Annotated in this window: 24 protein-coding genes and 1 tRNA gene; 15 read left to right on the top strand and 10 right to left on the bottom strand. The window is 45.7% G+C overall.

The genetic code is table 11. The features are described 5' to 3' along the window. The coding region (locus WC052_03820; GenBank protein ID MFA7286758.1) for a ComEC/Rec2 family competence protein at positions 1–653 on the top strand (653 nt) is incomplete at its 5' end. A gap of 43 nt (positions 654–696) precedes the next feature. Further along, positions 697–825 (top strand): hypothetical protein, encoded by a 129-nt coding sequence (locus tag WC052_03815; GenBank protein MFA7286757.1) that lies wholly within the window; start codon positions 697–699, stop codon positions 823–825. A 43-nt stretch (positions 826–868) separates the two neighbouring features. On the opposite strand, the gene WC052_03810 is transcribed toward WC052_03815, so the two are convergent. Genes WC052_03810 through sufB form a run of 5 tightly spaced genes read right to left on the bottom strand, consistent with a single transcriptional unit; the run spans position 869 to position 5,596 of the window. After that, entirely contained in the window at positions 869–1,597 is a 729-nt protein-coding gene (locus tag WC052_03810; GenBank protein ID MFA7286756.1) for an iron-sulfur cluster assembly protein, read from the bottom strand. A 2-nt stretch (positions 1,598–1,599) separates the two neighbouring features. Continuing rightward, positions 1,600–2,820 (bottom strand): cysteine desulfurase, encoded by a 1,221-nt coding sequence (locus WC052_03805; protein MFA7286755.1) that lies wholly within the window; start codon positions 2,818–2,820, stop codon positions 1,600–1,602. Further along, a complete protein-coding gene (locus WC052_03800; GenBank protein ID MFA7286754.1) occupies positions 2,804–3,469 on the bottom strand; it encodes a SufD family Fe-S cluster assembly protein in 666 nt (221 codons plus the stop codon). Before WC052_03800 ends, WC052_03805 begins: the two co-directional genes overlap by 17 nt. Further along, the gene (gene sufC / locus WC052_03795; GenBank protein ID MFA7286753.1) at positions 3,466–4,155 is read right to left on the bottom strand and encodes a Fe-S cluster assembly ATPase SufC; all 690 of its coding nucleotides are present in this window, start codon (positions 4,153–4,155) and stop codon (positions 3,466–3,468) included. Before sufC ends, WC052_03800 begins: the two co-directional genes overlap by 4 nt. A 1-nt stretch (position 4,156) precedes the next feature. After that, entirely contained in the window at positions 4,157–5,596 is a 1,440-nt protein-coding gene (gene sufB / locus WC052_03790) for a Fe-S cluster assembly protein SufB (protein ID MFA7286752.1), read from the bottom strand. A 133-nt stretch (positions 5,597–5,729) separates the two neighbouring features. Here sufB and WC052_03785 point away from each other — a divergent pair, with 133 nt between their 5' ends. From WC052_03785 to WC052_03775, 3 genes are all read left to right on the top strand, one after another. Next, complete coding sequence (locus WC052_03785) at positions 5,730–6,134, top strand: hypothetical protein (GenBank protein ID MFA7286751.1); 405 nt, start codon at positions 5,730–5,732, stop codon at positions 6,132–6,134. A 109-nt stretch (positions 6,135–6,243) separates the two neighbouring features. After that, entirely contained in the window at positions 6,244–7,452 is a 1,209-nt protein-coding gene (locus tag WC052_03780; GenBank protein ID MFA7286750.1) for a cysteine desulfurase family protein, read from the top strand. A 63-nt stretch (positions 7,453–7,515) separates the two neighbouring features. After that, the gene (locus WC052_03775) at positions 7,516–8,133 is read left to right on the top strand and encodes a Fe-Mn family superoxide dismutase (GenBank protein ID MFA7286749.1); all 618 of its coding nucleotides are present in this window, start codon (positions 7,516–7,518) and stop codon (positions 8,131–8,133) included. On the opposite strand, the gene WC052_03770 is transcribed toward WC052_03775, so the two are convergent. After that, entirely contained in the window at positions 8,119–9,009 is an 891-nt protein-coding gene (locus WC052_03770; protein MFA7286748.1) for a DMT family transporter, read from the bottom strand. The two genes, WC052_03775 and WC052_03770, sit on opposite strands and share 15 nt — an antisense overlap. 148 nt (positions 9,010–9,157) lie before the next feature. Between WC052_03770 and WC052_03765 the strand changes: the two genes are divergently transcribed. From WC052_03765 to WC052_03745, 5 genes are all read left to right on the top strand, one after another. Then, positions 9,158–9,234: transfer RNA gene (locus WC052_03765), tRNA-Met, on the top strand. A gap of 104 nt (positions 9,235–9,338) precedes the next feature. Beyond that, the gene (locus tag WC052_03760) at positions 9,339–11,723 is read left to right on the top strand and encodes a DEAD/DEAH box helicase family protein (GenBank protein ID MFA7286747.1); all 2,385 of its coding nucleotides are present in this window, start codon (positions 9,339–9,341) and stop codon (positions 11,721–11,723) included. Between the two features lie 3 nt (positions 11,724–11,726). Beyond that, entirely contained in the window at positions 11,727–13,172 is a 1,446-nt protein-coding gene (locus WC052_03755; GenBank protein ID MFA7286746.1) for an N-6 DNA methylase, read from the top strand. Continuing rightward, a complete protein-coding gene (locus WC052_03750; GenBank protein ID MFA7286745.1) occupies positions 13,159–14,793 on the top strand; it encodes a restriction endonuclease subunit S in 1,635 nt (544 codons plus the stop codon). Before WC052_03755 ends, WC052_03750 begins: the two co-directional genes overlap by 14 nt. Then, positions 14,790–16,763, top strand: a complete 1,974-nt coding sequence (locus WC052_03745) for an ATP-dependent helicase (GenBank protein MFA7286744.1) — start codon at positions 14,790–14,792, stop codon at positions 16,761–16,763. Before WC052_03750 ends, WC052_03745 begins: the two co-directional genes overlap by 4 nt. Here WC052_03745 and WC052_03740 read toward each other — a convergent pair. Beyond that, positions 16,716–18,065: a recombinase family protein gene (locus WC052_03740; GenBank protein ID MFA7286743.1), complete on the bottom strand. Its 1,350-nt coding sequence runs from the start codon at positions 18,063–18,065 to the stop codon at positions 16,716–16,718. The two genes, WC052_03745 and WC052_03740, sit on opposite strands and share 48 nt — an antisense overlap. 340 nt (positions 18,066–18,405) lie before the next feature. On the opposite strand from WC052_03740, the gene WC052_03735 reads away from it, so the two are divergent. Beyond that, positions 18,406–18,666 carry a hypothetical protein gene (locus WC052_03735; protein ID MFA7286742.1) on the top strand — a complete coding sequence of 87 codons (261 nt, stop codon included), beginning with the start codon at positions 18,406–18,408 and terminating at the stop codon, positions 18,664–18,666. Positions 18,667–18,718: 52 nt separating this feature from the next. Here WC052_03735 and WC052_03730 read toward each other — a convergent pair whose 3' ends face one another. The 3 genes from WC052_03730 to WC052_03720 all read right to left on the bottom strand — a co-directional run bounded on the left by WC052_03730 (position 18,719) and on the right by WC052_03720 (position 21,339). Further along, positions 18,719–19,126, bottom strand: coding sequence for a hypothetical protein (locus WC052_03730; protein ID MFA7286741.1), 408 nt, complete (start codon positions 19,124–19,126; stop codon positions 18,719–18,721). After that, positions 19,123–20,442, bottom strand: coding sequence for a DNA methyltransferase (locus WC052_03725; GenBank protein MFA7286740.1), 1,320 nt, complete (start codon positions 20,440–20,442; stop codon positions 19,123–19,125). Before WC052_03725 ends, WC052_03730 begins: the two co-directional genes overlap by 4 nt. A 144-nt stretch (positions 20,443–20,586) precedes the next feature. Continuing rightward, on the bottom strand, positions 20,587–21,339 hold the full coding sequence (locus WC052_03720; protein ID MFA7286739.1) for a hypothetical protein: 753 nt from the start codon (positions 21,337–21,339) through the stop codon (positions 20,587–20,589). 89 nt (positions 21,340–21,428) lie between these two features. Between WC052_03720 and WC052_03715 the strand changes: the two genes are divergently transcribed. The 4 genes from WC052_03715 to WC052_03700 all read left to right on the top strand — a co-directional run bounded on the left by WC052_03715 (position 21,429) and on the right by WC052_03700 (position 24,420). After that, positions 21,429–22,121: a hypothetical protein gene (locus tag WC052_03715; protein MFA7286738.1), complete on the top strand. Its 693-nt coding sequence runs from the start codon at positions 21,429–21,431 to the stop codon at positions 22,119–22,121. A 165-nt stretch (positions 22,122–22,286) separates the two neighbouring features. Then, positions 22,287–23,219 carry a reverse transcriptase family protein gene (locus WC052_03710; GenBank protein ID MFA7286737.1) on the top strand — a complete coding sequence of 311 codons (933 nt, stop codon included), beginning with the start codon at positions 22,287–22,289 and terminating at the stop codon, positions 23,217–23,219. 17 nt (positions 23,220–23,236) lie between these two features. Next, positions 23,237–23,746 (top strand): hypothetical protein, encoded by a 510-nt coding sequence (locus WC052_03705; protein ID MFA7286736.1) that lies wholly within the window; start codon positions 23,237–23,239, stop codon positions 23,744–23,746. A 5-nt stretch (positions 23,747–23,751) separates the two neighbouring features. Next, a complete protein-coding gene (locus WC052_03700) occupies positions 23,752–24,420 on the top strand; it encodes a hypothetical protein (GenBank protein MFA7286735.1) in 669 nt (222 codons plus the stop codon). Positions 24,421–24,422: the final 2 nt, after the last annotated feature.

Genomic DNA, 24,422 nt, shown 5'->3' with positions numbered 1-24,422 from the left:
TTGGTCTAGGGCTTATTGGGTTTGTGTGTGCGGTTGGTGCACAGGCCTCCCTCGTTCGGGCCGCGATTATGGGAATGCTTGTTGTTGTGTCCAGTGCGCTTGGCCGTCCTTCGGCAGCACGGAATGCAATTGTGTTTGCGGCTGTTGTAATGGTGTTGGTTGACCCATTTATTTTGACTGACGACATCGGTTTTCAACTTTCGTTTCTGGCGACTATTGGCATTGTTATTTTTTATCCACGGCTTGAAGTTTACGCAGAGTCACTACCAACCTTATTTGGCGTGCGAGAGGCTTTCCTTTTAACGGTTTCAGCGCAGCTGTTGGTAACACCATTACTGGTGTGGCATTTCGGGCGCTTGTCATTCATTGCGCCAATCGTGAATGCGGTTGTTGCTCCGTTTATCCCCTTTATTATGCTTTTTGGGGCCTTAGGTGCGGCTGGTGCATTTATTGCGGTGCCGCTCGGTCAGCTTTTGGGGCTACCTGCCTGGATGGCGTCACAATTTGTGCTTTGGATCATTCAATATACCGCACAGGTGCCGTATGCGGCCGTACTCGTGCCAGCGGTTTCCATCATTCCTTTGTTTATTGTAAACGGCGTAGTCATTTGGTATTTACTACGTCGACCAGTGTTTCTCATTGCAAATAAATAGTAGACGTGGTTACATGGCTGCATTCTGACGCAGGAGGTGTGGTATGGCGGAGAAAGAAAGAAAAGAAGAGTTTGATGGTGATTCGAGTGGGCACTGGGGGCTGGGACTGATCCTGGTTTTCCTGCTGCTACTCGCAGCGTCACTGTCGCCGTTCCGAAAGGAGCGACGGTAAGAAGAGGGGGTCGTCGGCATCGCGCTGACGACCCCCACTAAATTTATACGCCTAATGCAAAACGAACGTCTGGGTTAATTCGTTCGCGCGTCCAGGGTGGCGTGAAGGTAATGGTGATAGTTACTTTTCCAATATGAGGAAGGGTGCCAACGATTTCGTGAACGTTTTTCACTATTTCCTCAGCCGCCGGGCAGTGCGGCGTTGTAAAGGTCATAGTAATCATAACGTTGTGTTCAGTATCAATTTTAACGTCGTACACGAGACCCAAGTCAACAATACTCACCATGAGTTCAGGGTCCATGACTTTTCTTAAAGCAGCGTAAATGGTTTCTGTAGTAACTGCTTCGTCAGGTGTGGGGGCTTCAATAGTTTTTAGAGCCGCGGTAAGCGCTTGCCACGGCGTGAGAACGCAGCCACGCCGACTGAAACGAGTTTTGGCGCCTGCAAAAATAAGTAATCGTTTATCTGGTGCTACTATCGTGCCCGTGAGCCAATGAGTAAGTGCAGCCGCCGTAGTGAGTGCCTCATTTGTTGCTTTTCCGTTTACCACATCACACAGTATGTCTGCGCTGGCCAAAGAAATTACGCAGCCAGTGCCTGTAAACGTTACGGTTAGCGCACCCGTCGCGTTTGGTTTGGCGTGAATGGTATAGTGGTCACCACACGAGCGGTTATGTATGGTGGCAGATAGAGCATTTGTTTGTTCACCAAAATTTCGCGGTCGTCGCGCTCGCTCCAGAATAGTTTCTTGATACAAGCCGCTGTTCTCCATAGTTATCGTTTGAGTTCACCAAGACTTTCGTCGAGCGCGGCCACGAAGGCAAGTATGTCTGCTTCGGTTGTGTAGCAGCCAACCGAAACCCGAAGCGAGCCCGTTGGTAGGCCAAGTGCCTCGTGAAGTGGCTCTGCACAATGGTCGCCAGCCCGAACATAAAAGTCTCGTTCTGCGAGTAGCGCCGCCATATCGTGTGGGTGCGCGCCGTGAGCGGTGAAGCTAACGATACCGGCGTGAGTGGTGGGCGAACCAAGAACAGTTACTTCTGGTAGGCCGGCCAGCTGCTTCGTTAGCAAATTTGCTAAGGCTGACTCTTCAGTAGCAATGCGTGGCATGCCGATAGTAGAGAGGTACTGCATGCCGGCTGCCATGCCAATGGCGCCAGCTACGTTTGGGGTACCTGCTTCAAAGCGATGCGGCGTGTTTTGAAATGTCGCGCCGCCAATCTTCACGGTTTCAACCATGCGGCCGCCGACCAAATATGGTGGTAGCTCGTTAGCGATGTGCTGCTTCAAGTAAAGAAATCCAATGCCAGCTGGCCCGTAGGCTTTATGTGCACTGGCTACGTAGGCATCAGCACCTAAGGCAATGACATCAATTGGGTAGTGACCGATAGCCTGGGCGCCATCAACAACAACGAACGCACCAACGGCGTGTGCCGCTGCTGCAATACGTGCTATCGGGAGTACGGTGCCCATAACGTTAGAAATGTGCGTTATGGCAACAATTTTTGTTTTCGCCGACAAGTGCGACTCCAATGTGGCAAAATCAATATCTCCTCGAGCTGTTGTTTTCACCACAGCGAGTTTGGCGCCAGCTGCTCGGCAGACTCTTTGCCACGGCAGTAAATTTGCGTGGTGCTCAAGTACGGTGACAACGACTTCATCACCTTCTTGTAAATGCCGCCGACCGTACGTTTCAGCAAGTAGGTTAAGGCCAGCTGTAGCGCCACTCGTAAATATAATGTCGTCTATGGATTCAGCATGAATAAACGCTCGCACCGTTTCTCTTGCCGCCCGGTAGGCGAGTGCTGCATCTTCAGCAGTTTTATAAAGCCCAGCATCAACTGCGCCCATGCCCTGCTCCATTGCTTTCCGTACAGCATCAATGACGACGTTTGGCGTTGGAGTGGTAGCCGCGGCATCAAGGTATGTTATTTGTTTTCCGTCGATTCGAAGCGACGGAAAATCGTCGGCTAGTATTCTAGGTTGTGTGGACATAATTTTGTGTGACCCATTCGTTTACTCTCCTTTTCATAGCGACTAGTTTATCTGCCGGTGCAGCACTGTAGCAGAGCGTGGCAAAGCCACTCAGCATGAGACGCGTTGCGGCTAAGGCATCAATCCCTCGGGTCGCACAGTAAGTAATAGCGGCCTGGTCGAGCGGTCCGGTGGCAGCGCCGTGTTTGCAAGCGACATCATCCACCGCCAAGGTGAATTCTGGTTTAACCTTTACGCGTGCGCTTGGGGACAGCAGTAGAGAGCGAAATTGAATATCGGCGTCGGAGCCTGAACCAGCTTCAGTAATGGTGGCGAGACCATTTACAGCAATACTACTGTTGTTGTTTGCAACACTGTGCACCGTTAGACGGCTTACGGTGTTTGGCGCCTGATGCATAACGGTGACTACGAGTTCAGCTTGCTCGTCGTTTTTAGAGAGCAGAAGGGCGGCAATAGTTGCTGATGCATTTTCACCGGCTAGGGTTATAGCTAGTGTTTGTACGCCAGAACCAATGAGCAGTATGGAGACATAGTAGTGGGCGTTAGCGGCGACGGTAATACTCGTTGTTTTGTCAGTCGGAGCAGTGATAAGTTCACGTACTACGTCGTTTGCTAACACAGAGCGCGATGCTTGTTCGCTAATACTCATAAGGAATTTTTCACAACAACACCATTCGCTATTGCATACGTGCCGTGGGTATCGAGCCGCTTTAGGAGCGCGTCGTAGTGAGTGATGATGAGAAATGCTGTGCCATTTTTCTGAGCGGCAGTGATTACGTTGACGAGTGTTTCTAACCCCGCCGCGTCTAACCCAGAGTCTGGTTCGTCTAAAATTGCCAAACGTGGTTCAAGCAGTAAGAGCTGCAGTAGCTCGCTACGCTTTTTTTCACCACCCGAGAGCCCTTCGTTAACGCCACGCATAGTAAGCATTTCTGAAAATCCGAAACGACTGCTTACTGCTCGGACGTGTTCTAAAAAGGGAAGCGGGTCAAAGGGCGTCTTTTTTTGTGCAATGCGTACCTCGTTTACGGCAGTACGCAGAAATTCAATCGTGCTTACGCCTGGAATTTCTGGTGGGTGTTGAAAGCTTAAAAATAAACCAAGCCGTGCTCTGAGTTCTGGTGGAAGCTTCGTAATGTCTTCATTGTCCCAGACAATCGTTCCGCTAGTAATTGTAGCTGCTGGTGAGCCAGCCAAGGCAAGCGAGAGTGTGCTTTTTCCCGCTCCATTTGGTCCAATGAGGATATGCGTTTCGTTCGCTGGAATAGTGAGCGACACGTCTTTAAGAATAGGAACGTCGTTAACGGCAACGCTCAGATTATTGACAGTGAACATATTAAGCAACCGTACCAACGAGCGTAAGCGCCAATAGCCGTTTCGCTTCTACGGCAAATTCCAACGGTAAGTGTTCAGTTACTTCTCGGCAGTACCCATTCACGAGGAGTCCAACAGCTTCGTCAGTGCGAATGCCACGGCTCGCGAGATAAAACAGCTGATCAGCACCTAGTTTTGTTGTTGTAGCTTCGTGGCCAACGCGAGCCGTTGGTGTTCTGACGTCGAGCGTGGGGAAGGTGGCGGCATGCGCCCGAGGTCCAATAATAAGCGAGTCACACTGCGCATGACTCTGTGCATTTTCTGCAGTTGGTGCAATGGCCGCTAAACCGCGATACGTACTGGTGCTATTTCCCGCCGCAATGCTTTTTGCAATGATGGTACTTTTTGTTCGTTTACCACGGTGAATCATTTTGGTGCCAGTGTCTGCCTGTTGATGTCCGGCGGTGACTGCTACTGAATAGAACGCGCCCTCAGAGTCGTCAGCATCAAGCAGCACGCTCGGGTATTTCCAGGTAATAGCCGCACCCGTTTCTACTTGTGTCCAAGATATTTTTGCTCGTGTTCCAGCGCAGCGACCTCGTTTGGTAACGTAGTTCAAGACCCCGCCTGTGCCATGTTCGTCACCGGGGTACCAGTTCTGTACGGTTGCATAGCGAACGGTTGCATCCTTGTTGGCAACAATTTCTACCACTGCTGCGTGTAGTTGCTGCGTAGTTCGTTTTGGTGCCGTACAGCCCTCGAGATAGCTCACTTCGCTTTGAGCATCCGCCACAATAAGTGTCCGTTCGAATTGGCCAGTTTCGGCGTCATTCATACGAAAGTAAGAAGATAAGTCGAGCGGGCACTTCACCCCCTTTGGAATGTAGACGAACGTGCCGTCGCTCATCACTGCGGCGTTGAGAGCTGCGTAGAAATTGTCATTCGGTGGCACAACTGAACCAAGGTATTGCTTCACGAGGTCGGGATGCTTTTGAACGGCTTCACCAAATGAGCAAAAAATAACGCCGTACGTGCGGAGCTCTTCTTGGTATGTGGTGGCAATGGAGACACTGTCGAGTACGGCGTCCACCGCCACATTCGCCAGGTGCTTTTGTTCAGTGAGCGGTATGCCGAGCTTTTCAAACGTATCGCGAATACTCGGGTCTAGGTCGTCGAGGCTGCCAAGCCGTGGTCGTTTTTTTGGCGCAGCGTAGTAACGCATGCTTTGGAAATCTATGGCGGGAAGTTGCGCATTTGCCCAGCGTGGTTCGGTCATGGTGAGCCAATTTCGGTAGGCCGAAAGCCGCCATTGCAGCAGCCAATCTGGTTCATTGCGTCGGCTACTAATCTCACGAATGGTTTCTTCGGTTAGGCCAAGTGCCACGCGGTCACTTTCAACCGCACTTGAAAAGCCGAATTGGTAGTCAACAACTGATGGTTTTATGGGGTTTTTATATTGCATATCCGGTAGACAAGTGTAGCAAGGCAAGAGGCCGTTGGTAAGACAGCTTTTCCTTGACCATTACTCTAGTTCTTGTTAAAAAAAGGTGTCCAAAACAATTTCCGACGCCGTTACAACGGCACGAGGAGGGAACATGAGAAGTTACAGCGAAACTGAGCCGCCCATTTTGCTCCTGCTCTGCGTCTGGGCAGTTCTGGCACCGATTAGCGAGTATCTCATGATCTCGCCCATCCCCAGCAGTGTCGGCCACGTTTCGGCCATTTGGGTGTCGAGCTTCATCATGGGTGTTTTTGCCTGGGTTGTCTGCGGCATGCTCATTGGTGATTGCCTGCGCCGAATATCGGTGCCGCACGTGGTCTTGATTCACTTGGCCACGGCTCTCATCATCAGCGTCGCGCTCGTCGGACTCGGTCGGGAAGTCATCGAGCACTTCGCCATTCAGGTCGACTGGATGACTGCAGTGCCTCGAGTGAATCGATGGTATCTGTACGTTGTCACGTGCCTGATGATGGTCATGGCGCCAATTCACGAGCCCTGAGGAGGGCAAGTCGACATCGCACTCGCCGCCGACGTTTGGGAGAAACGTCGGCGGCGAAGTCAATTATAAGTGTGTTGCTTCATTGAGTAGCCTCGGCTACTCTGATTTTATGTTTGGAAAAAAAGAGACACCAGAAAGCTATCTTGATCACGCCGCAGCCACGCCTTTAGCGCCGGATGTGTTGGCCGTCATGGCGCCATATTTTTCAGAACGGTTTGGTAATCCGTCGAGCGTACACAAGCTTGGGCGCCAAGGGCGGGTGGCGCTGGAAGCTGCTAGGCGAGCAGTGGCTGAACACTTGGGTGCGCATGAAGATGAAATTGTGTTCACGTCGGGTGGTACGGCTAGCGACAACCTGGCCATTGTTGGTTCTGTTCGTACAGTGGTAAAGCCGCACGTCGTTACCACAGCCATAGAGCATCAAGCCGTGCTGCAGCCTTTGGAATATTTAGAGGCACGTGGCGAGGTAACCGTAACAAGGTTATCGGTTGACCACGATGGTTTGGTCGCCGCAGAGGCGGTTATTGCCGCCGTTCAAAAAAACACTGTGCTCGTGTCAGTGATGTACGCTAATAATGAAATCGGAACCATTGAACCAATTGTTCAAATTGGCAAGTTACTGCGACGTTTAAATATCGAAAGAGCGTCGTCTGATTTGCCGCTCGTTCGTTTTCATACTGATGCGTGTCAGGCAGTGCAGTACTTACCACTCGACGTTGAGAAATTAGGCGTTGACCTGCTCACGTTAAATGCGGGAAAAATATATGGGCCGAAAGGTGTTGGCGCTTTGTTCGTGCGCCGAGGGGTAGAGCTGGCGCCACTAACCATTGGTGGCGGGCAAGAGCAGGGGCTCGTTGCCGGCACGGAAAATGTGGCTGGTGCGGTTGGTTTAGCGGCGGCGATGGACTTTGTGCACAATGGCCGTGGCTCAGAGATAGAACGGGTGACAAAATTGCGTGACGAACTCATGGCTGGTCTCGAGAAACTTTTTCCTGATGCAGTACTTACCGGTAGCCGCACAGAGCGTTTGCCTAATCATGTGAGCCTGGCACTACCTAATCTGGATGCCGATCCGGCAGTTGTATACTTAAGCGAACAGGGAATTCACTGCGGTACTGGGTCAGCGTGCGAGAGTAGTAAAGGCCGACCGTCGCATGTACTACTGGCGTGCGGTTTAGCAGAAAAATTTTTATCGGGTTCACTTCGCTTTACCCTTGGTCGCAGTACCACAGCCGCGGACATTACGCGGGTGCTAACGGTGCTCCCAGAAGTAGTGAAATTAGTACCACCAATTAAGGTTTTTTCAGAAAACCGATAGCCTTTTGCTACTCAGTAACCGGGTGTATAGTCAGCCTATAAGCTTTAACTAATCAGCAATAGTATGGCAAAACTTTACGAAGGGAAGCCCCTGCCGTTCAAAGAGTCGCTTATTGGTATTTCAGACAAGACCATGGCGCTTCATCACGATATCCTCTACATGGGATACGTAAAGAAGAAGAACGAGATAGCAGATGCGTTGGAAGGTTTTGAAAAAGGGGAGAAGGACCTGGCCGGAGCGAATCAGACGTACTCAGAACTTCGCGCCTTGAAGGACGGTGAAACATTTGCCACGAACGGCGTGTACCTTCATGAATATTATTTCAACGTGCTCGGGAGCGACGGTAAAGCGAGCGGCGCGCTGCTCGATGCGCTTATTGAGAAATTTGGTTCACTTGAAAATTTTGCCGCGTACTTCAAAGCCTGTGGTATGGCCGCACGCGGTTGGGCGGTGCTCGCTTGGGACACACACGAGGCAGCGTTGAAAGTTTACACTGGTGATGCGCACAACCAAGGCGGGGTGTGGGGCGCTATTCCAGTTATCACGCTCGACGTCTATGAACACGCTTACTTCATTGATTACGGCTCAGACCGCAAAGCGTACATCGAAGACTATATGAAGAATTTAAACTGGGTGGCGGCGAACGTGGTGTTTGAGGCAGCTCGTCTAGTGAAGCGATAATTTCTCATTTGTTTGGTTGCTGTGCAGGAACATTGCACCAAAAAACATTGGCACAAAAGCTGATAGTTGCCAGATTGTTGGGGCGTTGTTGAGTAGGAGCCACGCAAAGAGAAGGGTGAGAAGAGGGGAAAGGAAAGAGAGGGCATTCGCTTTCGTAACGCTGATGCGATGGATGCCCTCGATCCATAAAAGTTTACTGAGGCCAAAGAGCAAAAGCCCGCTTACAACAAGGTAGGGTGCTGATTTCCAAATAGCCATCCATGAAAAAGTAGCTTGCCAAGAGTACGCTGCAATGAGAATCAATGGCGCACTGATTATACTCCGATAAAATAAAATCGTTTCGGCATTCACCTTAGTACGGGCACGGCGTTGAAAGAAGTTTCCGAGTGGTGCAACCGCCGCCGCCGCCAATATAAGAAAGTCCCCACGATTTGGTGTTGTAATATTTGGATAGAGAACAATTGAAGCCCCAAGAAGCATAAGTCCCGCACCGACAATATGTTTTATGGGAAGTGATTCTTTGCGCCAGATTTGAAAGAATAGGTAGCTAAATATAATTTCCGTCAGCGCAATAATGCTTGCATTGCCAGCACTGGTGTATTGCAAACCAGTAAAATAGAAGACGTAGTGGAGAATGCCGAGAAAAACAACGACCCAGAATATATCTCGAAATGCTGACACTTCTTTCAGTAAGCGCCAGCTGTTTTTAAATGCAATAACACTAACGAAGAGCAGTGTGCTGAGGAGCGTGTTCCATCCGAGCGATGTGAGTGGCGACAAACTGCCAAATGAAAGAATGGTTACAACAGGAAATAGCCCCCAGAGCATCGATCCTGAAAGAACGAATAATTCTCCCTTTTGGTTTTTGTCTAACATTTGAAAATTATAACAGAAAAGTGGTAGTGCACAGTTTTGCCCTCAGTTTGCAGAAGAAGAGGAAAAGACATAATTAATCCTCCTTGACTGCACCCCCACCCACTCGTATACTTGAAACTCGCTGAAAAGCGACAATATTTAACACTGTCGGGGGGTAGAGCAGTCTGGCAGCTCGCGAGGCCCATAACCTCGAGGTCGTGGGTTCAAATCCCACCCCCCCAACCAAGTAAATTTTGTCCATATGGACCCGTCTGCCTCCAATTGGATTTTATAGCTAGTAGACAAAAAAATGGCCCACACGGGCCGTTTTTGTTAATGGGCCGTTCGCGATATACTATCCAAATATGAATGAAGAAGAAACACGAAATCGTCACATAAGACCAGCAATAGTTAATGCTGGGTGGGCGGATCACCAGATTCGGGAAGAGTACCCATACACTATGGGTCGCATTCATGTGAGCGGCCGTGTTGCAAAGCGTGGCGAAAGGAAGAAGGTGGATTTTCTACTTGAATATCGCCCGAACTTCCCACTCGCACTTATTGAAGCAAAATCCGCGCATAAAGATCTTGGCACCGGTATGCAGCAGGCACTTGCTTATGCCGAAGCACTTGACGTTCCTTTTGTTTTTTCGACAAATGGGCAGGGATTTCTTTTTCATGATCGAACTGGGGTTACAACAACGATTGAGACTACACTTACCCCCGAAAATTTTCCTACCCCTGATGAACTCTACCAGCGCTATATTAAGTGGAAAGGTGAAGTGTCAGCCGTCCGTAATGTAATCGAAACCCCACTTTATTCTGATGATCCAAATAAATCCCCACGCTATTTCCAGAGAATCGCAATAGACCGCACTGTCGAAGCAATCGCGCGAGGTGAAAAACGTCTTTTATTGGTAATGGCCACGGGAACTGGAAAAACATACACAGCTGGTCAAATCATGTGGCGTCTCTGGAAGTCCGGCAGCGCCAAGCGTATTCTTTTTCTTGCTGATAGAAATATTTTAGTGGACCAGGCCCGGGTGAATGATCTTAAGCATTTTGGAGATGCACTCACTAAGATTTCTCGACAGAACTTCAACGATCTTGGGTCGCTCATGGCACATGAGGTTTTCTTGGGTCTCTATCAAGCAATGAGCGGCACCACCGAAGAAGAGAAACTATTTAAAAAACTTCCTAAAGATTTCTTTGACCTCATTGTTGTTGACGAATGTCATCGTGGTAGCGCTTCAGAAAATAGTCAGTGGCACGAAATCCTCGATCACTTTACTGAAGCCTCGCACCTTGGCCTTACTGCGACACCAAAAGAGACAAGTGATACGAGTACCACACATTATTTTGGCGACTCCATTTACACATACTCTTTAAAGCAAGGGATAGACGATGGTTTTTTGGCACCCTACAAAGTGTTAAGAGTGTTACTCGATAATGATATTACGGGCTGGCGTCCAGCGCCCGGGACATTGGACGATAACGGTAACCTTGTAGACGATAGAATCTACGAGTTGCGTGACATAAATAAGTCCGTCATTTTTCCGAAGCGCGAAAAGGTGATAGCGGAAAAGATTATTGAGTACCTTTCCGCGGTTGAAGACCCTTACGCAAAATCAATCGTTTTTTGTCGTACCACGGCACACGCTGAGCGTATGCGGTCAGCTTTAGTGAACGCGGCTGGCGAACGAGCCCGAGAGGATATTCGCTACGTCATGAGAATTACGGGTGACGACGAGGAAGGCAAAAACCAACTTGACCGTTTCATTGATCCAGAAGAAAAGTTCCCAACTATCGTCACTACTTCTCAACTACTCTCAACTGGAGTTGATGCACAAACCTGTAAATTAATTGTGCTCGACAAGCCAATTGAGAGCATGACTGAGTTTAAGCAGATTATTGGTCGCGGAACTCGTGTCCGAGAAGATAAGGGCAAGATGTGGTTTACCATCATGGATTTTCAAGGTGTTACAAAACTTTTCGCTGATCCTGGATTTGATGGTGTTGCTGAGCGCGTATTTGAAGTTAAAGGAGATGAAGATATTGCGGAAAAACTCGAGGAGCAAGATCCTCAAGATGTAGCGGTCGAGGAAAAGGTGGACGAGGATAAACTAGTCGACGCCATTATTTCGCAGGGTCAGGGGCTCACTATTATTGACAGACCGCCTGTATTTAAACTAAGCGGCGTACCGTACGCAGTTGTGAAAGAACAAGTGCAATATCTTGGTCCAGATGGAAAACTCCTCACCCATTCGTTGAAGGATTTTACACGTAAAAATATCCTCACTCACTATCCGACACTTGATAGCTTCTTTACTGCTTGGCAGTCCGCAGAACGCCGCCAAGCAATCGTTGATGAAATAGATGAAAGTGGTATTCCGCTCGAAGAGTTGCAAAAGCAAGTAGGTGCAGAATTTGATTTATTTGATCTCATCATGCATGTTGCCTACGACAAAAAAATGATGAAAAAGAACGAACGGATTGAAGCTGTTCGTCGTTCAAATTATCTCGATAAGTATAGTGGGAAGGCTCGTGAAGTAATTGAAGCACTTCTTGCAAAGTACACTGATGTCACGCTCAAAGACATAGAAAGTGTTCGTATCCTCACTCTGGAGCCCTTGCGCTCGATTGGAACGGACTATGAAATCGTGTCTTTTTTTGGTGGCAAGGATGGGTACTTCAAAATGGTCGATGAGTTGCTTGATGTAGTGTACGCACAATAAATTATGTTTACTCCAGCAACAATTAAAGCAATTCAAGATATCATGCGCCAAGATATTGGCGTTGACGGTGACGCAACACGTCTCTCGCAGATGGTGTGGCTCATCTATTTGAAAATCCTCGATGACGAGGATAAGGCACTCGAGATCCGCAAGGAGAAGTTCGTGCCAACTCTGCCAAAAAAGTACCAGTGGCGTACTTGGGCGGGTCCTCTCGATGGAATGACCGGCGACAAGCTCATTGAGTTTGTGAACAATGATCTCTTACCCGGACTTCGAGAACTCCCAGAGAGTGGCAACAAACGCACAGAACTTACGCGCATGGCATTTCAGGATGTTTACAACTTCATGCGTAAGGGTACGCTCCTGAAGCAGGTCATCAACAAGGTAAATGAGATCGACTTCAACGCCTCTAAAGACCGCCACGCTTTCAATGAGATATACGAACGACTCCTTAAGAGTCTTCAGAGTGCAGGTAATTTCGGAGAGATGTACACCCCTCGCGCAGTGACGCAGTTCATCGTGGAAATGGTTGACCCTAAAGTCGGAGAGTCAGTACTCGACCCCGCCGTGGGGACTGGTGGATTCTTGGTACATGCACTGGAACACATGCGTAAGCAAGTAAAGTCAGTGAAAGACGAACAAAGGATTCAGCAAAGTATTCACGGCGTAGAAAAGAAGCCTCTTCCGTTTATGTTACTCATTACGAATATGATGCTTCACGGCATTGAAGAGCCTGTGACCATGCGTCGCGGGAATACGCTTGAGAAGCCAATACGTGACTATACGGACACCGACAAAGTAACCTGCATCGTAACCAACCCGCCGTTTGGAGGCACAGAAGAGCCGGGTATCGAATCAAACTTCCCCAAGGAGTTTCAGACACGTGAGACAGCGGATCTCTTCTTGGTGCTTATTATGCGTTTGCTCAAGAAGAATGGTCGTGCTGGGTTAGTCCTCCCCGATGGCACCCTCTTTGGCGAAGGGATGAAAACCGGGTTAAAGAAAGCATTGCTCGAAGAGTGCGACCTCCACACTATCGTGCGTTTGCCGAAGAGTGTCTTTGCGCCTTACACCAGTATTGCAACAAACCTGCTTTTCTTCACCAAAGGAGAACCGACAAAGGAAGTGTGGTACTACGAGCACCCATTCCCTGATGGTCAGAAGGCCTACTCAATGACGAACCCTATCCGCGTAGAAGAGTTTGAGGTCGAGGAGAAGTGGTGGAACAACCGCGAGGAAAACGATCATGCATGGAAGGTTTCTATCGATGAGATAGTAAAGCGTAACTACAACCTTGATATCAAGAACCCACGCACGCCTGTTGATGTACTCGAGTCACCGGAGATGCTATTGACGACTTATCGCACAAAGCAAAAGGAGGTAAAGGAAGTACTCGCACAAATCCGCGCAGTCATCACTGACGCTCTTTCGCACCATGACCCCAAATGATGTTAAAGTTGTCGCCGAGAATATCGACGACTTTATAGAAGTACCCGACGGTGTAGCGAGACTGCGAAAGGCGGTTCTTACTCTTGCTGTGTCTGGAAAATTGGTTCCACAAGTTGCCAACGAGGGTACAGCTAAAGAATTTTACGCGCAGATTCAGACTGAGCGTTTGAAAATTGCAATGGAGGCAACACGTCAAAAGAAATGGGTGGGAGAATCTCAAGAGATTAAAGAGGAAGAAGTGCCATTTGTAATCCCGAGTTCTTGGAAATGGGTTCGATTTCAAGAGACGTTTTTTTCAGTCCGTGGAATCACCTTTCCGGGAGGAGATAAGTCAAAGGAGTTCGAGGAAGGTTATATACCGGTGTTACGAAGCGGAAACGTACAAGATACTCTGGATTTGAGCAATCTTTTGTACGTGCCAGAGAAACATGTTAGGAATAAAAATCAATATTTAAAGAAAGGCGATATAGTCGTATCGATGGCAAACAGCAGAGAACTGGTTGGAAAGTCTTGCCTCGTAGGCAATTTAGAAGAGAAGTACTCCTTCGGAGGTTTTCTAAGCGTATTCCGTCCTTACTTGATTTTTCCAGAATATTTTCAAATGGTTTTTTCATCTGATTTTGCTCGTGCAAGATTCTTCAAAGATGCGAAGCAGGTGACTAACATTGCGAACCTCTCTCTTGCAACTATTAATCTAATCCCGTTTCCGCTTCCACCACCCGCAGAGCAGAAACGTATAATAAAAAAGGTTGAGGAAGTGATGAAGCAACTCGACGAGCTCGAAGCAAAGAAACGAGAGCGCGATGAGACAAGGTCTCGTCTTGCCCTTAGTGCCATGCAGTCACTCGGTAAGGGTGAACCAAGGGTTGCTTTTGAACACCTCGTAGAACTTGTAAAGACTACTGCCGATCTCAAGGAACTCGAAGGTGCACTTCTTACTCTCGCTGTATCCGGCAGGCTCGTGCCACAAGACAAGAAAGATGGAACAGCAGAGGCACTCTACTACGAAGTTCAGTCGGAAATGAGAGGCAGAGATGCAGGACGAAAGAAAAAGACAAAAGAATTTGAGCCAATAACCGTAGATGAAATTCCTTTTGATATCCCAAAAACGTGGAAATGGGTGCGCCTCATAGAGATCGGTAAATTGGATACAGGGAAAACTCCTCGCACTGGAGTGACCGGGAATTATTCTGGGGACATTCCGTTTATTGGTCCGGGTGATGTACAGAACGGCAAAATTAATTCGTACTCGAAACTAATTACAAAGCAGGGGGCAGCCGAATCAAAGTATCTACATCCAGGCGATGTCCTGATGGTGTGCATAGGTGGAACCATAGGAAAGGCAGCGTTAGTGAGTGGCATACATACATTCAACCAACAGATAAACAAAATTACACCGTGCTTAGTAGACAGCACTTTCCTGTTTTCCGCCTTTCGATCTGGGTACTTCCAGAAGCTTGTATGGAGTAAGGCATCTGGCGGCGCAACACCGATCGTGAACCTAACGCGATGGTCATCTTGTGTCGTCCCACTGCCGCCTCTTGCTGAGCAGAAACGTATTGTAAAAAAAGTCGAAGAAGTTATGGCTTTTATCGAAAAATTGCAGGCACGTATAGTATGACAACATGGAATCAAGGTATTGATGGAGAGCATCTCCGAATTGCCAGTCATCAGGGCTCGGCTATGCGCGTTCTTGCGGGGCCTGGAACAGGCAAAAGCTATGCGCTTCAGAGAAAAGTCATGCGACTTTTGGAAGAAGGCAAAGATCCAAGTCGAATTCTTGTAGTTACTTTTACCAATGTATCAGCCGATGCGTTAAAAAAAGATTTAGCTTCTCTCGGCGTGCAAGGTGCTGAGGAAGTTCGTGCTCGAACACTACACAGTGTTTGTTTTGAGATACTTCGTCGAGAGCAAGTTCTAGAGATAACCGGAAGAACTCCTCGGCCGCTCATGGATTTTGAGACAGATTTTTTACTTGAAGATTTGAAGGGAAAATTTGACGGAAAGCGCAAGACTGAAAAATTACTTACCGCATACGAGAGTGCGTTTGCTCGACAGCAACAAGATACCCCAGGTGTTATTCGGTCGTCTGAGGACGCACGGTTTCGAGATCAGCTTTTGCGATGGCTTCAGTTACATAAGGCCATGTTGATTGGAGAGGTTGTACCAATTGCATACGACTATTTAAAAAATAACCCAGCAGCGCAGGAATTAAGTCAGTATGATTTTATTCTGGTTGATGAATACCAAGACCTCAATAAAGCAGAGCAATCTTTGATTGATTTACTAGCAATTAAAGGAGAGCTTTTGATTATTGGTGATGATGATCAATCAATATATAGCTTTAAGCACGCACATCCAGACGGTATAATCGAATTCTCATCGACTCACAATCCTCTCGAGGATGTAAGTCTCCAGATTTGTCGGCGATGCCCAAAGAAAGTTGTCCGACTGGCTAATGAGTTAATGGGTTATTTTCTGGATGGACATTCCAAACAGCTGAGTGAACATACACAAAACGAAGAGGGCGAGGTCCATGCAGTACAGTGGGATAATATCGACGAAGAGACTAGTGGAACTGCAAAAGTAATAAACGCAATGATAATTAATGCAAGTCGAGAAGTAGCCGCAGAAGATATTCTTGTACTTTCTCCACGACGACGGTTGGGATACGCTTTAAGAGACGCGCTCAAAGCATCATTCTCAATTAACGCTCATACTTTTTTTCAAGAGGAAGCCTTAGAAAAAGAAAAGGCAAAAAAAGGGTATGCGTTGTTAAATTACATTGCGTATCCAGACGATCGGATCGCGCTTCGGGCTCTTGTAGGAATGCCTACCGTATTGCCAGGTACCTATGAAAAAATCCTTCAGAAAGCGGAGGAGTTGAACAAGGCGCCAAAAGAAGTTTTTGAGCTGATTAAATCAGGGTCACTTGTTCTAATCGGGACAACTGAAATTACCCACCGCTATGAAGTTATTGAGACCCTAAGAACAAGCCTTGAGGGTAAAAGTATCGCGGAAATTATAACCGCTCTATTTGACGCTACAAGTCCAGAAGATATCGAGGTCATATTGAGTATCATTGAAATGATAAATGTCACTGAAGAAATGGACTTAAAAAGTTTTTTTACAAAACTCCAAGATAGAATCAGATCTCCTGAAGTTACTGACGACGCTGGATATGTTCGTATTATGAGCCTTCACAAATCTAAAGGGCTTAGTGCTAAGGTTGTGTTTGTAATCGGTTGCGTTGCGGGGCTTGTGCCTACTATCAAAGACGAGGCAAAACTAATCGCCACTAATCAAACTACCGAGCTTGCTCGATTGAAGGCTGAAGCAAAAAGGCTTTTCTTTGTTGCAATAACAAGACCAAGACAAACTTTAATACTGTCGTCTTTTAGAGATATTGATTTTGGTCTTGCGAAGCAACTGAATGTAAAGATTACAAGTGGTCAACATGGGCGAACCGCACGAACGCAGGCAAGTCCATTTTTTGGAGAAGTTACCCAGCATCTTCCTAATGCTATCGTAGGCAAAGACCTGCTAAAGATTTTTGGTATCGAGGACAATTCTTCCTTGGGTCACCAATAAATTTGATTTAAAACACATCAATAATTCTCGCTTCTCTACCCGCGATCCTTCCCGCAGCAAGTATCTAGCGTAGCTTCTAAGATCGAGTCCTTTTGGTAGCGCGAGGTCGGCACCTTTCCCTAAGACTTTCGTCGTAAACTGTTTGAATCTTTCCAGCTCGCCCATGAGTCGCTTTTTTGCCCTGAGTTCATCAAGATCAATAGTGTCAACCAATCCTTCCAACTGCTCTATGAGTTTCTCCTCTGTCATGTATGGTTCCTTGCAGTCCCTATTACGCACACGGTTGCAGTAGTAATAAACGTATCTTTTTTCTTCACCCGTTGTTTTAATAGTTTTGGTTCGTTCTTGCGCGCCTATCCCCGAACCACAACTGCCGCACGTCATCATCCTGGTAAAGTCGAACTCTTTTGAATATGGTTTAACTTCCTTTGACTTCAACCGTTCATCAATAATCTCTCGCACCTGTTCAAATAACTTACGCGAGATAAGCGCCTCATAATTACCTTCGTACCACTTTGCGCTACCAACAGGATACTCAAACGATCCTGCATAGAAAGGCTGTCGTAAGATTTTGTATATCACACTAAGGCTTATTCTTGCCCCGCCTTTGGTGCGGAAATTTTGTTGGTCTAGCCAATCCTTGATGCCACGTCCTGTTATCTTTACTTCTGCTACTCTTCGGAACATCTCCCGAATGACTGGTGCACGTTCTGGATCGGGTATCACTGAACTCGGCTCACCAGGCTTTGTGCTTCGTACTGTAAGGTAACCGATAGGGGTGTTGCAAGGTCGAAGTCCACGCTCGCATTTGGCTCGCAAACCTCGTTGTACGTTTAGACTACGGTGATCATTTTCTAGCTTTGCCTGACTCCCTAGAATCATCAGGAGAAACTTTTCGTTCGGGTTATTAGTAAATCGTTGGCTGTGTGAACGAATCTCCCTGAGGTGTCCTTGGTCCATGAGGTCCACGAGCATTCCTAAGTCACCGCCATTTCGACTTAATCTGTCCGGCGCCCAGGTTACGATGCCGTTAAACTTTCCTTGGCGGATATCATCCAAGAGTTCTTTAAACACCGGGCGTGTGCCTGAAGATTTTGCCGAATGACTTTCCTGCTTAATCTCAACAATATTCAAATTCTCTCGAATCGCCAGTTCACCCATTTCTTTCATTTGCGAATCAATCGACATAACTTGACGTTCCTCTTCTTCGGTCGATTTTCTTGCGTAGAGACAATAACGGATTGGTTCTTTGGCTTCTTCAATTGAAGCCTGCCGAGCGGCTACTTTTGTTTGATATGACATAGTAGCCACACAGTACCGTCACGGTGGGGGAAGTCTAGGCCTGAAAACGTCCAAATCTGTAGGTAACCTGTAGGTAAGCCCCCTCAAAAGCGACTTGATTATTGTCTGGGTGCTAGCTACCATTGAAGGCACAATTGAATAGTAATGACCTAAACCATCAGGAGTAATCTTGTCGGCATGGTCGCAAGTCGCATCGAGAATAAAGACCCCATCATCAGGGTCGCTCGATGCGCTATATAGGGAAACCTATATATGGGCCGCAAGGTCCGCCTGGTGGTGGGTTTTCTGTATCTAAGAAGCCCTCACCATGTATGAGCGCTTATTTTTTTAGTTTTATTCTATGAGTACAAAAATGTACAACATCGGTTTGTTCGGGGCGGGTGGCAAGCTAAGAATCGAAAATGATTTTTTAAGTTTTCAACATCCATATGGTCGAACATTCTCCGTTCCGATTAAGGATATCGAAACAGTAACAATAGACACAAAGGGTTGGGGTAAAGGTATATTGAAAGTTATCGGCAAAGGAGTCGTTCTTGCGACGGCGGAAATGCCAATAACACAAGCGAACAAATGTCAAAAATGGATACTAGAGAATCTATAACATTCGTCTAGAACAGTGGAGACTGCAAGGCGTTACCTGCAGAAGTAAGTAGTTAAAGAGTAGGGACACTGTCAGTTGCTAGTTCTTGTTTTTCGTAATCTTCATTGTCTTCAACCCACTTCATTTCAGCTAATTCGTCCTCCATAGATTTTGCCGGTTGTGAGAGTGTTACAGAGACAGATTTTTTTCGGTAACGCTCAGTGAGAGAAACAAGTGTGAATTTGATAGCTGGAAAATAGCCTTCTTGAATTTTTTTGGACAGGCCATGCTCAGCTAGATCAACAATATTCGCCCGGCCGATGTGAATCGCTTCGTCCGCCTTTTCCTTGAACTTTTTGTCTTTGTTGTACCATCGGTAATAGGTGGTTCGACCAACACCAACCTTATAACAGGCAGAAAAGACATTGCCAATTTTTGCCAACTCCTTAAGCAACTCTGTCTTTGTACCTTTCTTGATCATGCAATTTTTTTCGGCACCTCACCGGTAGCCTTGGCCCAGCGCTTCAAAATTACTTCAGTATACTCAGGTGCCTTCTCCATAAGATAGCAGCGTCGTTGTAGCTTTGTGGCCGCAATGAGTATGCTGCCGCTCCCACCAAATGGTTCTAAAATAAGTTGCTGCCGCTTCGTCAGTACCTTGATGTAGGGCACTAAGATTTCAACCGGTTTTGTTCCAAATATGACTCCCTGTCCAGAGCTCTTCTCGTCAGAGGCGCGGAAGTCAATGAAATCGGTGGGCATGTAAGTTTGTCCCTTTTGGTACCCCTCCCACTGTGGCTTTCCCGTGATAGCGAATAGCGCCGTTTCGTACTCTTCTTGTAGCGGACCTTCTTCGGGTGTTGTGTTGTAGGGGACATTACCAGAACCGCCGACAACAGCTATATCGTGCTTGGAGAAGAACTTATATTTTGCTGAGAATCCTTGGTGACGGTTGGCAAGGTGCCACACAATCATATTTTTAATCTTCCAGTGTTTCTCCATCTCGTCCCAAATAGTACGAAGGTTTTTCCAGTTCTCGTAGACTATGATGGCAAAATCCGGTGCCGCTACACTGGCGACGTTCGTCATCCATTGCTGAGTAAAGTCTGGCGGCAAGACATCGGTTCCGAGGTATCGCCTGTCTCGCTTGTAGCCAAACCCCTCTGTTGCCTTACTCTTCTTTTTGCCGTGTAGGTAGTCGAGGATATAAGGGGGATCTGTAAGGCACATGTCTATCTGTGCTCCAGCCACAAGCTTTTGCATGTGTTCAAGATTTGTACTGTCGCCGCACATAACGCGTGACCCATGCAGTTCATATATGTCTCCTGGTTGGACCGTTATTTCTTTGATGTCTAGCTTGCGTAATTCTTTCTCAAGGCTAAATTCTTCAGGCGTTTCCTCGATAGGGAAGATGTCATCTAACTCTTCTGACGAGAAACCAATGTCAGTGAGTAGTTCTTCGCCAAACTCTTTCAGAAGTTCGTAGCTGAACTCTCCGACGTTCGCGTTCAAACGTCCATTTAGTTCTTTTTCTTTCCGAAGCTCTGGGATTGTGACGTAGACAACAGGAACAGTTTTGTATCCAAGTTCACTTGCCACTTCTAGTCGGAAGTGACCGCCAATGACGATATTGAGCCGTTCCGGTGCCGCGTTACAAATAATGGGATCAACTATCCCAAATCGACGGATGGATTCTTTCAGATGATTTGCCTGCTCTTGATTATGTGTGCGTGCGTTGTACTCGACAGGACGGAGCTTCTCGATTGGTACCTCGACGACCGACAATTCGCTTTTCATAAAAGTAAAGATAAAAAATAAGCCTATGCTACCAGCATAAGCTTTCTTTAATCTTCTTGTGATTTCTTTAGTGCCCTTCTTTTCTAGATAAAAAGGAGGAATTACGGCTGTAAAGTCGTTATCCCCAAGTTCGATGCAAGTATTTTATGAATCGTAGGAATTGTTAAAGACGTATCCACTACCGTCTTTGATACGAATGACAGGCGATCCTTTGGGGGTAACTTTTGGGAACGGGTTCTTTTGATTCTGGCGCTTCCTGTACAAATTTTCACATGCATTAGACATTCGTTTCTTTTTTTCCGGTAAGCTATCAAGTTTCTCTCCGGTATGTTGGGATATGTAGTAGTCAATCGCTTCGTAACTGGCAAAGCCATTTTCATCCGCCAACTTCAAAAGTGCTTTTACAAACACAACATAGAGAGCATTTTCATTTGGGAAATCAATTTGCTTGTCCATACAGAACATATGTTCGCCGCGCAGTTCAATGAAATGTTTGGAAACTGTATTGTTGTGTTCTGTGTCGTACTTATTATCGATTGCTTGAGCAAGATTTTTTAATCGTTGGACTACTTGCTCCCAAGAGTATGTCTCGGTTGTGCGCTCAATACACCAGACATCAAGTAAAACATCGGGCTCCCATTGCAATGTGTGGTTAATCAATTTTAGCGCATTCTTCGCTAAATAAAGATCCATTGGTAATTGTGGGTTCTTGGTAAACGGTTCATCAAAAGGTAGCTTGATGATTCGATCGTTTTTTTGTTTTTTAGTTTGCGCGACCACACACTCGTCACAAATAATATTTATAGCATTAATAATAGCTACTCTTGTGTTAGCGCTTACCGTGTTTAAAAAGTCTAAAGACAATCTTTGGTCGGCGTTCTTCTTTGTCACATCCATGATAAAATAATATCTTAGTTTCTTGTCATTGAAAACTGGCTAACCAGTTTTCAAGGTAGTGAATAACTCTTCTCGATTAGCCTGCTTATATGATTTCAACAAAAAGACCCATTATTTTTTATGTAGATGAGTCATACGCTAAAAATTTTTTGGGAATAAGTATCGTCATCATTGACGGAATCAGAAACCAAAAAATTATTGCCAACGAAGTCGTGGCTTTGATGCGGGATCCAATTTTTAGTCATTATACCGGTTCTGCTAAATTTCATTATGTCTCTCATGCTATAGCTGCAAGACAGATGCTGTTGCATAAGTTTTATCAACTACCTCTTTCAGCATACATAGCCTACAAAAAAAACGGAGTAAAAGGTATGTCTAAGAAGCAACAGGACTCTTTTGTGTATGAGACGCTTTTACCAAGCTTACTAGATAAAATAGCCCGTAAGCACCAGAAACTTAGCAGGGTAGTATTTAAGCTTAATTTTGAACAACTTAGCAGCAAAAAGGGTCAGGATAAAGTCTTCTTTAAGCAGTGCATTCAAACTCTGAAATATAATTTTGAGGTAGCAGTTATAGGAAAGAATGATCTCTTTTCCATTCTTCCCGATTATTTTTTGGGCATATTTTGTTCAGCTTTAACAAGACGGAAAAGCACCACTTGGCCTAAGCAAGAATTACAAATTGTTGAAGACAAAATCGGACTTATTGTTAATGCCAGCAATAAAAAGCCAATATATTATGATCGAGGAAAAAAAATTAAGGCCTTTATTCAGAGCTTATAATGGTCTACTCTGTCTAATGAAGTCCTGTGCTATTAGGATAAGGCGCGAGTTCGTGCCTGCTGACGAGTAGGAACTTTTACCTAGCACAGGACTTCAATTATGCATCTAGACCTCTCCCAACTAACGGGCATAAACAATCTAGATCAACTTTCTAGGTTTTTCGGTTTGACTACGAAACAGTTTCAAGATTTTAGAACTCATCAAAGTAAGTTCATCTATCAAGGTAGTCTTTCCAAAAGAAGCGGCGGCGTTCGTACGGTCTATTTCGTTCAAGACGATGGTTTCAGGAATTTTTTAAAGATACTGACCCTCATGCTCAGTGAATTTTATATACCTCCAGATTGCGTGCATGGCTTTGTAGTTAGTCGATCCATTGTGACAAATGCTCAGCAGCATACGAGAAAAAAGTTACTCTTGAATCTAGACATCAAATCTTTTTTTGAATCAATTAAAATAGACAAGGTTGAAGCTATATTTGTTGAAATAGGATTCAAAAAAGAACACGCAAGCATTTTATCTAAACTAGTTACCGTAGACGGAGTTTTAGCTACGGGATTTTCTACAAGCCCCGTCCTGGCTAATATCGTATCTCGGCAAATGGATAATGAGCTTGAAAAACTATGCAATGCTCACAACGCAATCTACACTCGTTACGCGGATGATCTAAGTATCTCAAGCGATGCCACTCTTCCTTCAATGGCAGATGTTACAAGTATTCTTGCCTCGAATGACTTTTTGGTTAATGAGCATAAATGTAAATTGTCTAGACGCGGAGGATGCCAATATGTGACAGGATTAACGGTGTGCGACAGTGTTCCGCGTTTATCAAAGCGTCTAAAAAGAAATATCAGACTAGAGCTTTATTACATCCGTAAATACGGATTAAACGAACATGTGGATCGGACTTCAAAAATTAGCCGTTTTGTTGACCTAATCCCTAGTAGAGAGGGTATCACCGGTTATGTTGCTTATATAAATTCGGTTGAACCAAAGTTTGCAAATTTTATCAAACAAAGCCTAATAAGGCCGAGTCCTGGCTTGATGGCACGGGTTGATGACTCAGATTCAGCACTACACTTTATAACTGAGGAAAAATAACAAAGTGTATACTAATTATGGATAAAGATGACTTTTTTACAAAAGATCAATTGAGGTCCGACATGGAGACAATTAAAGGATTACTGAGCACCGGTGTATTCTCTGCACCGATATTACAGCCTTTTCAAGAGTCATCATTTGTTTCCATTGCTTTAAAGCTGCATGATCTTCTACAGAAGTTGAGTGCGCTTGGCCATAGAATAAGATTTAGTGATGACATCTCACAGGATGATGTTGATATAACTGATTTGGTGAGCAAAATACGCAACGCAATATGTCATTTGAATTCCCCTGAAAATCTTTTGGATAAAAAAACTCAGTTGAAATTTGTATTCACCATGATTGTTGGTAAAGGTAATGCGATATCTATTGGTGATAAAATTATGGCGTCGTCAGAGTATGCAGACGACATTGCATTTTATTATGGGGCACATAGGCTTTATTTAAAACGTCATTTAGTGCGAGCCATCAATGAAGCTCAAGAGACTTATGTAAAACTTTACCCGAATGAGCATCAAGTTTTTTAAATTACATGATTGAAGATCAATTTTTAAAAAAAAGAATATCTGAAACGGAAAATGATATTTTTCCACTTGATAGACTTCTCTCTGTGGAGAGTGTCTATTTAATTTTTCAACGTGAGTACGCAAAGGAAAAAAACAAAGAGATATTTTTCAAAGACCGCAAATTTCAGCGCCTAAGGGAAGGGTATTTTGCAATGTTTGTTGCGATTTCATTGCAGGATACTTCAGGTAAGCCGCACTATTTAGTTTTTCCAAGTAATCCTGCCAACGACGTGTACATTGCTTATCAAATAAACGTCGAAAAGGGTGAAAAACCAAAATTTGGTGCGTATGAATTTGATATAAAAGAATATACAAACTGGTCGAAGAACTTTGAAGAGTTTACAGAGAATAGCGTAATTCCTAAGATTCATGTTTACAATATTGCCATCCCTACTTATAGAGAAATGGACGGTCACGATATAGACACGTTAATTAATTATTTACAAAGTGAAAACCTTGCCAATAGGACTTGGATTCTCGGGCTTCCGACCGAAGCAGATTATAGTCATAGCATTTCTGCCGTAACCATAATTAGTAAAGAAGGTATTGTGTACGAGAAAACAATAGACTTAGAGGACTGGGTTAGTAACAATAGAACGCCACTCGTTTTTCAAGACGTTATTCGGTTTAAATAATC

It is taken from the genome of Patescibacteria group bacterium (assembly GCA_041675205.1).
In the GTDB taxonomy this organism is placed as follows: domain Bacteria; phylum Patescibacteriota; class Patescibacteriia; order GWA2-46-9; family GWA2-46-9; genus JBAYUF01.
This window is presented reverse-complemented; position numbering and strand designations above follow the sequence as displayed.

Bases quoted from the DNA above. Each gene is read 5' to 3' on its own strand.
- WC052_03815 (MFA7286757.1), top strand. From the start codon at position 697: ATGGCGGAGAAAGAAAGAAAAGAAGAGTTTGATGGTGATTCGAGTGGG.
- WC052_03810 (MFA7286756.1), bottom strand. From the start codon at position 1,597: ATGGAGAACAGCGGCTTGTATCAAGAAACTATTCTGGAGCGAGCGCGA.
- WC052_03805 (MFA7286755.1), bottom strand. From the start codon at position 2,820: ATGTCCACACAACCTAGAATACTAGCCGACGATTTTCCGTCGCTTCGA.
- WC052_03800 (MFA7286754.1), bottom strand. From the start codon at position 3,469: ATGAGTATTAGCGAACAAGCATCGCGCTCTGTGTTAGCAAACGACGTA.
- sufC (MFA7286753.1), bottom strand. From the start codon at position 4,155: ATGTTCACTGTCAATAATCTGAGCGTTGCCGTTAACGACGTTCCTATT.
- sufB (MFA7286752.1), bottom strand. From the start codon at position 5,596: ATGCAATATAAAAACCCCATAAAACCATCAGTTGTTGACTACCAATTC.
- WC052_03785 (MFA7286751.1), top strand. From the start codon at position 5,730: ATGAGAAGTTACAGCGAAACTGAGCCGCCCATTTTGCTCCTGCTCTGC.
- WC052_03780 (MFA7286750.1), top strand. From the start codon at position 6,244: ATGTTTGGAAAAAAAGAGACACCAGAAAGCTATCTTGATCACGCCGCA.
- WC052_03775 (MFA7286749.1), top strand. From the start codon at position 7,516: ATGGCAAAACTTTACGAAGGGAAGCCCCTGCCGTTCAAAGAGTCGCTT.
- WC052_03770 (MFA7286748.1), bottom strand. From the start codon at position 9,009: ATGTTAGACAAAAACCAAAAGGGAGAATTATTCGTTCTTTCAGGATCG.
- WC052_03755 (MFA7286746.1), top strand. From the start codon at position 11,727: ATGTTTACTCCAGCAACAATTAAAGCAATTCAAGATATCATGCGCCAA.
- WC052_03750 (MFA7286745.1), top strand. From the start codon at position 13,159: ATGACCCCAAATGATGTTAAAGTTGTCGCCGAGAATATCGACGACTTT.
- WC052_03745 (MFA7286744.1), top strand. From the start codon at position 14,790: ATGACAACATGGAATCAAGGTATTGATGGAGAGCATCTCCGAATTGCC.
- WC052_03740 (MFA7286743.1), bottom strand. From the start codon at position 18,065: ATGTCATATCAAACAAAAGTAGCCGCTCGGCAGGCTTCAATTGAAGAA.
- WC052_03735 (MFA7286742.1), top strand. From the start codon at position 18,406: ATGAGTACAAAAATGTACAACATCGGTTTGTTCGGGGCGGGTGGCAAG.
- WC052_03730 (MFA7286741.1), bottom strand. From the start codon at position 19,126: ATGATCAAGAAAGGTACAAAGACAGAGTTGCTTAAGGAGTTGGCAAAA.
- WC052_03725 (MFA7286740.1), bottom strand. From the start codon at position 20,442: ATGAAAAGCGAATTGTCGGTCGTCGAGGTACCAATCGAGAAGCTCCGT.
- WC052_03720 (MFA7286739.1), bottom strand. From the start codon at position 21,339: ATGGATGTGACAAAGAAGAACGCCGACCAAAGATTGTCTTTAGACTTT.
- WC052_03715 (MFA7286738.1), top strand. From the start codon at position 21,429: ATGATTTCAACAAAAAGACCCATTATTTTTTATGTAGATGAGTCATAC.
- WC052_03705 (MFA7286736.1), top strand. From the start codon at position 23,237: ATGGATAAAGATGACTTTTTTACAAAAGATCAATTGAGGTCCGACATG.
- WC052_03700 (MFA7286735.1), top strand. From the start codon at position 23,752: ATGATTGAAGATCAATTTTTAAAAAAAAGAATATCTGAAACGGAAAAT.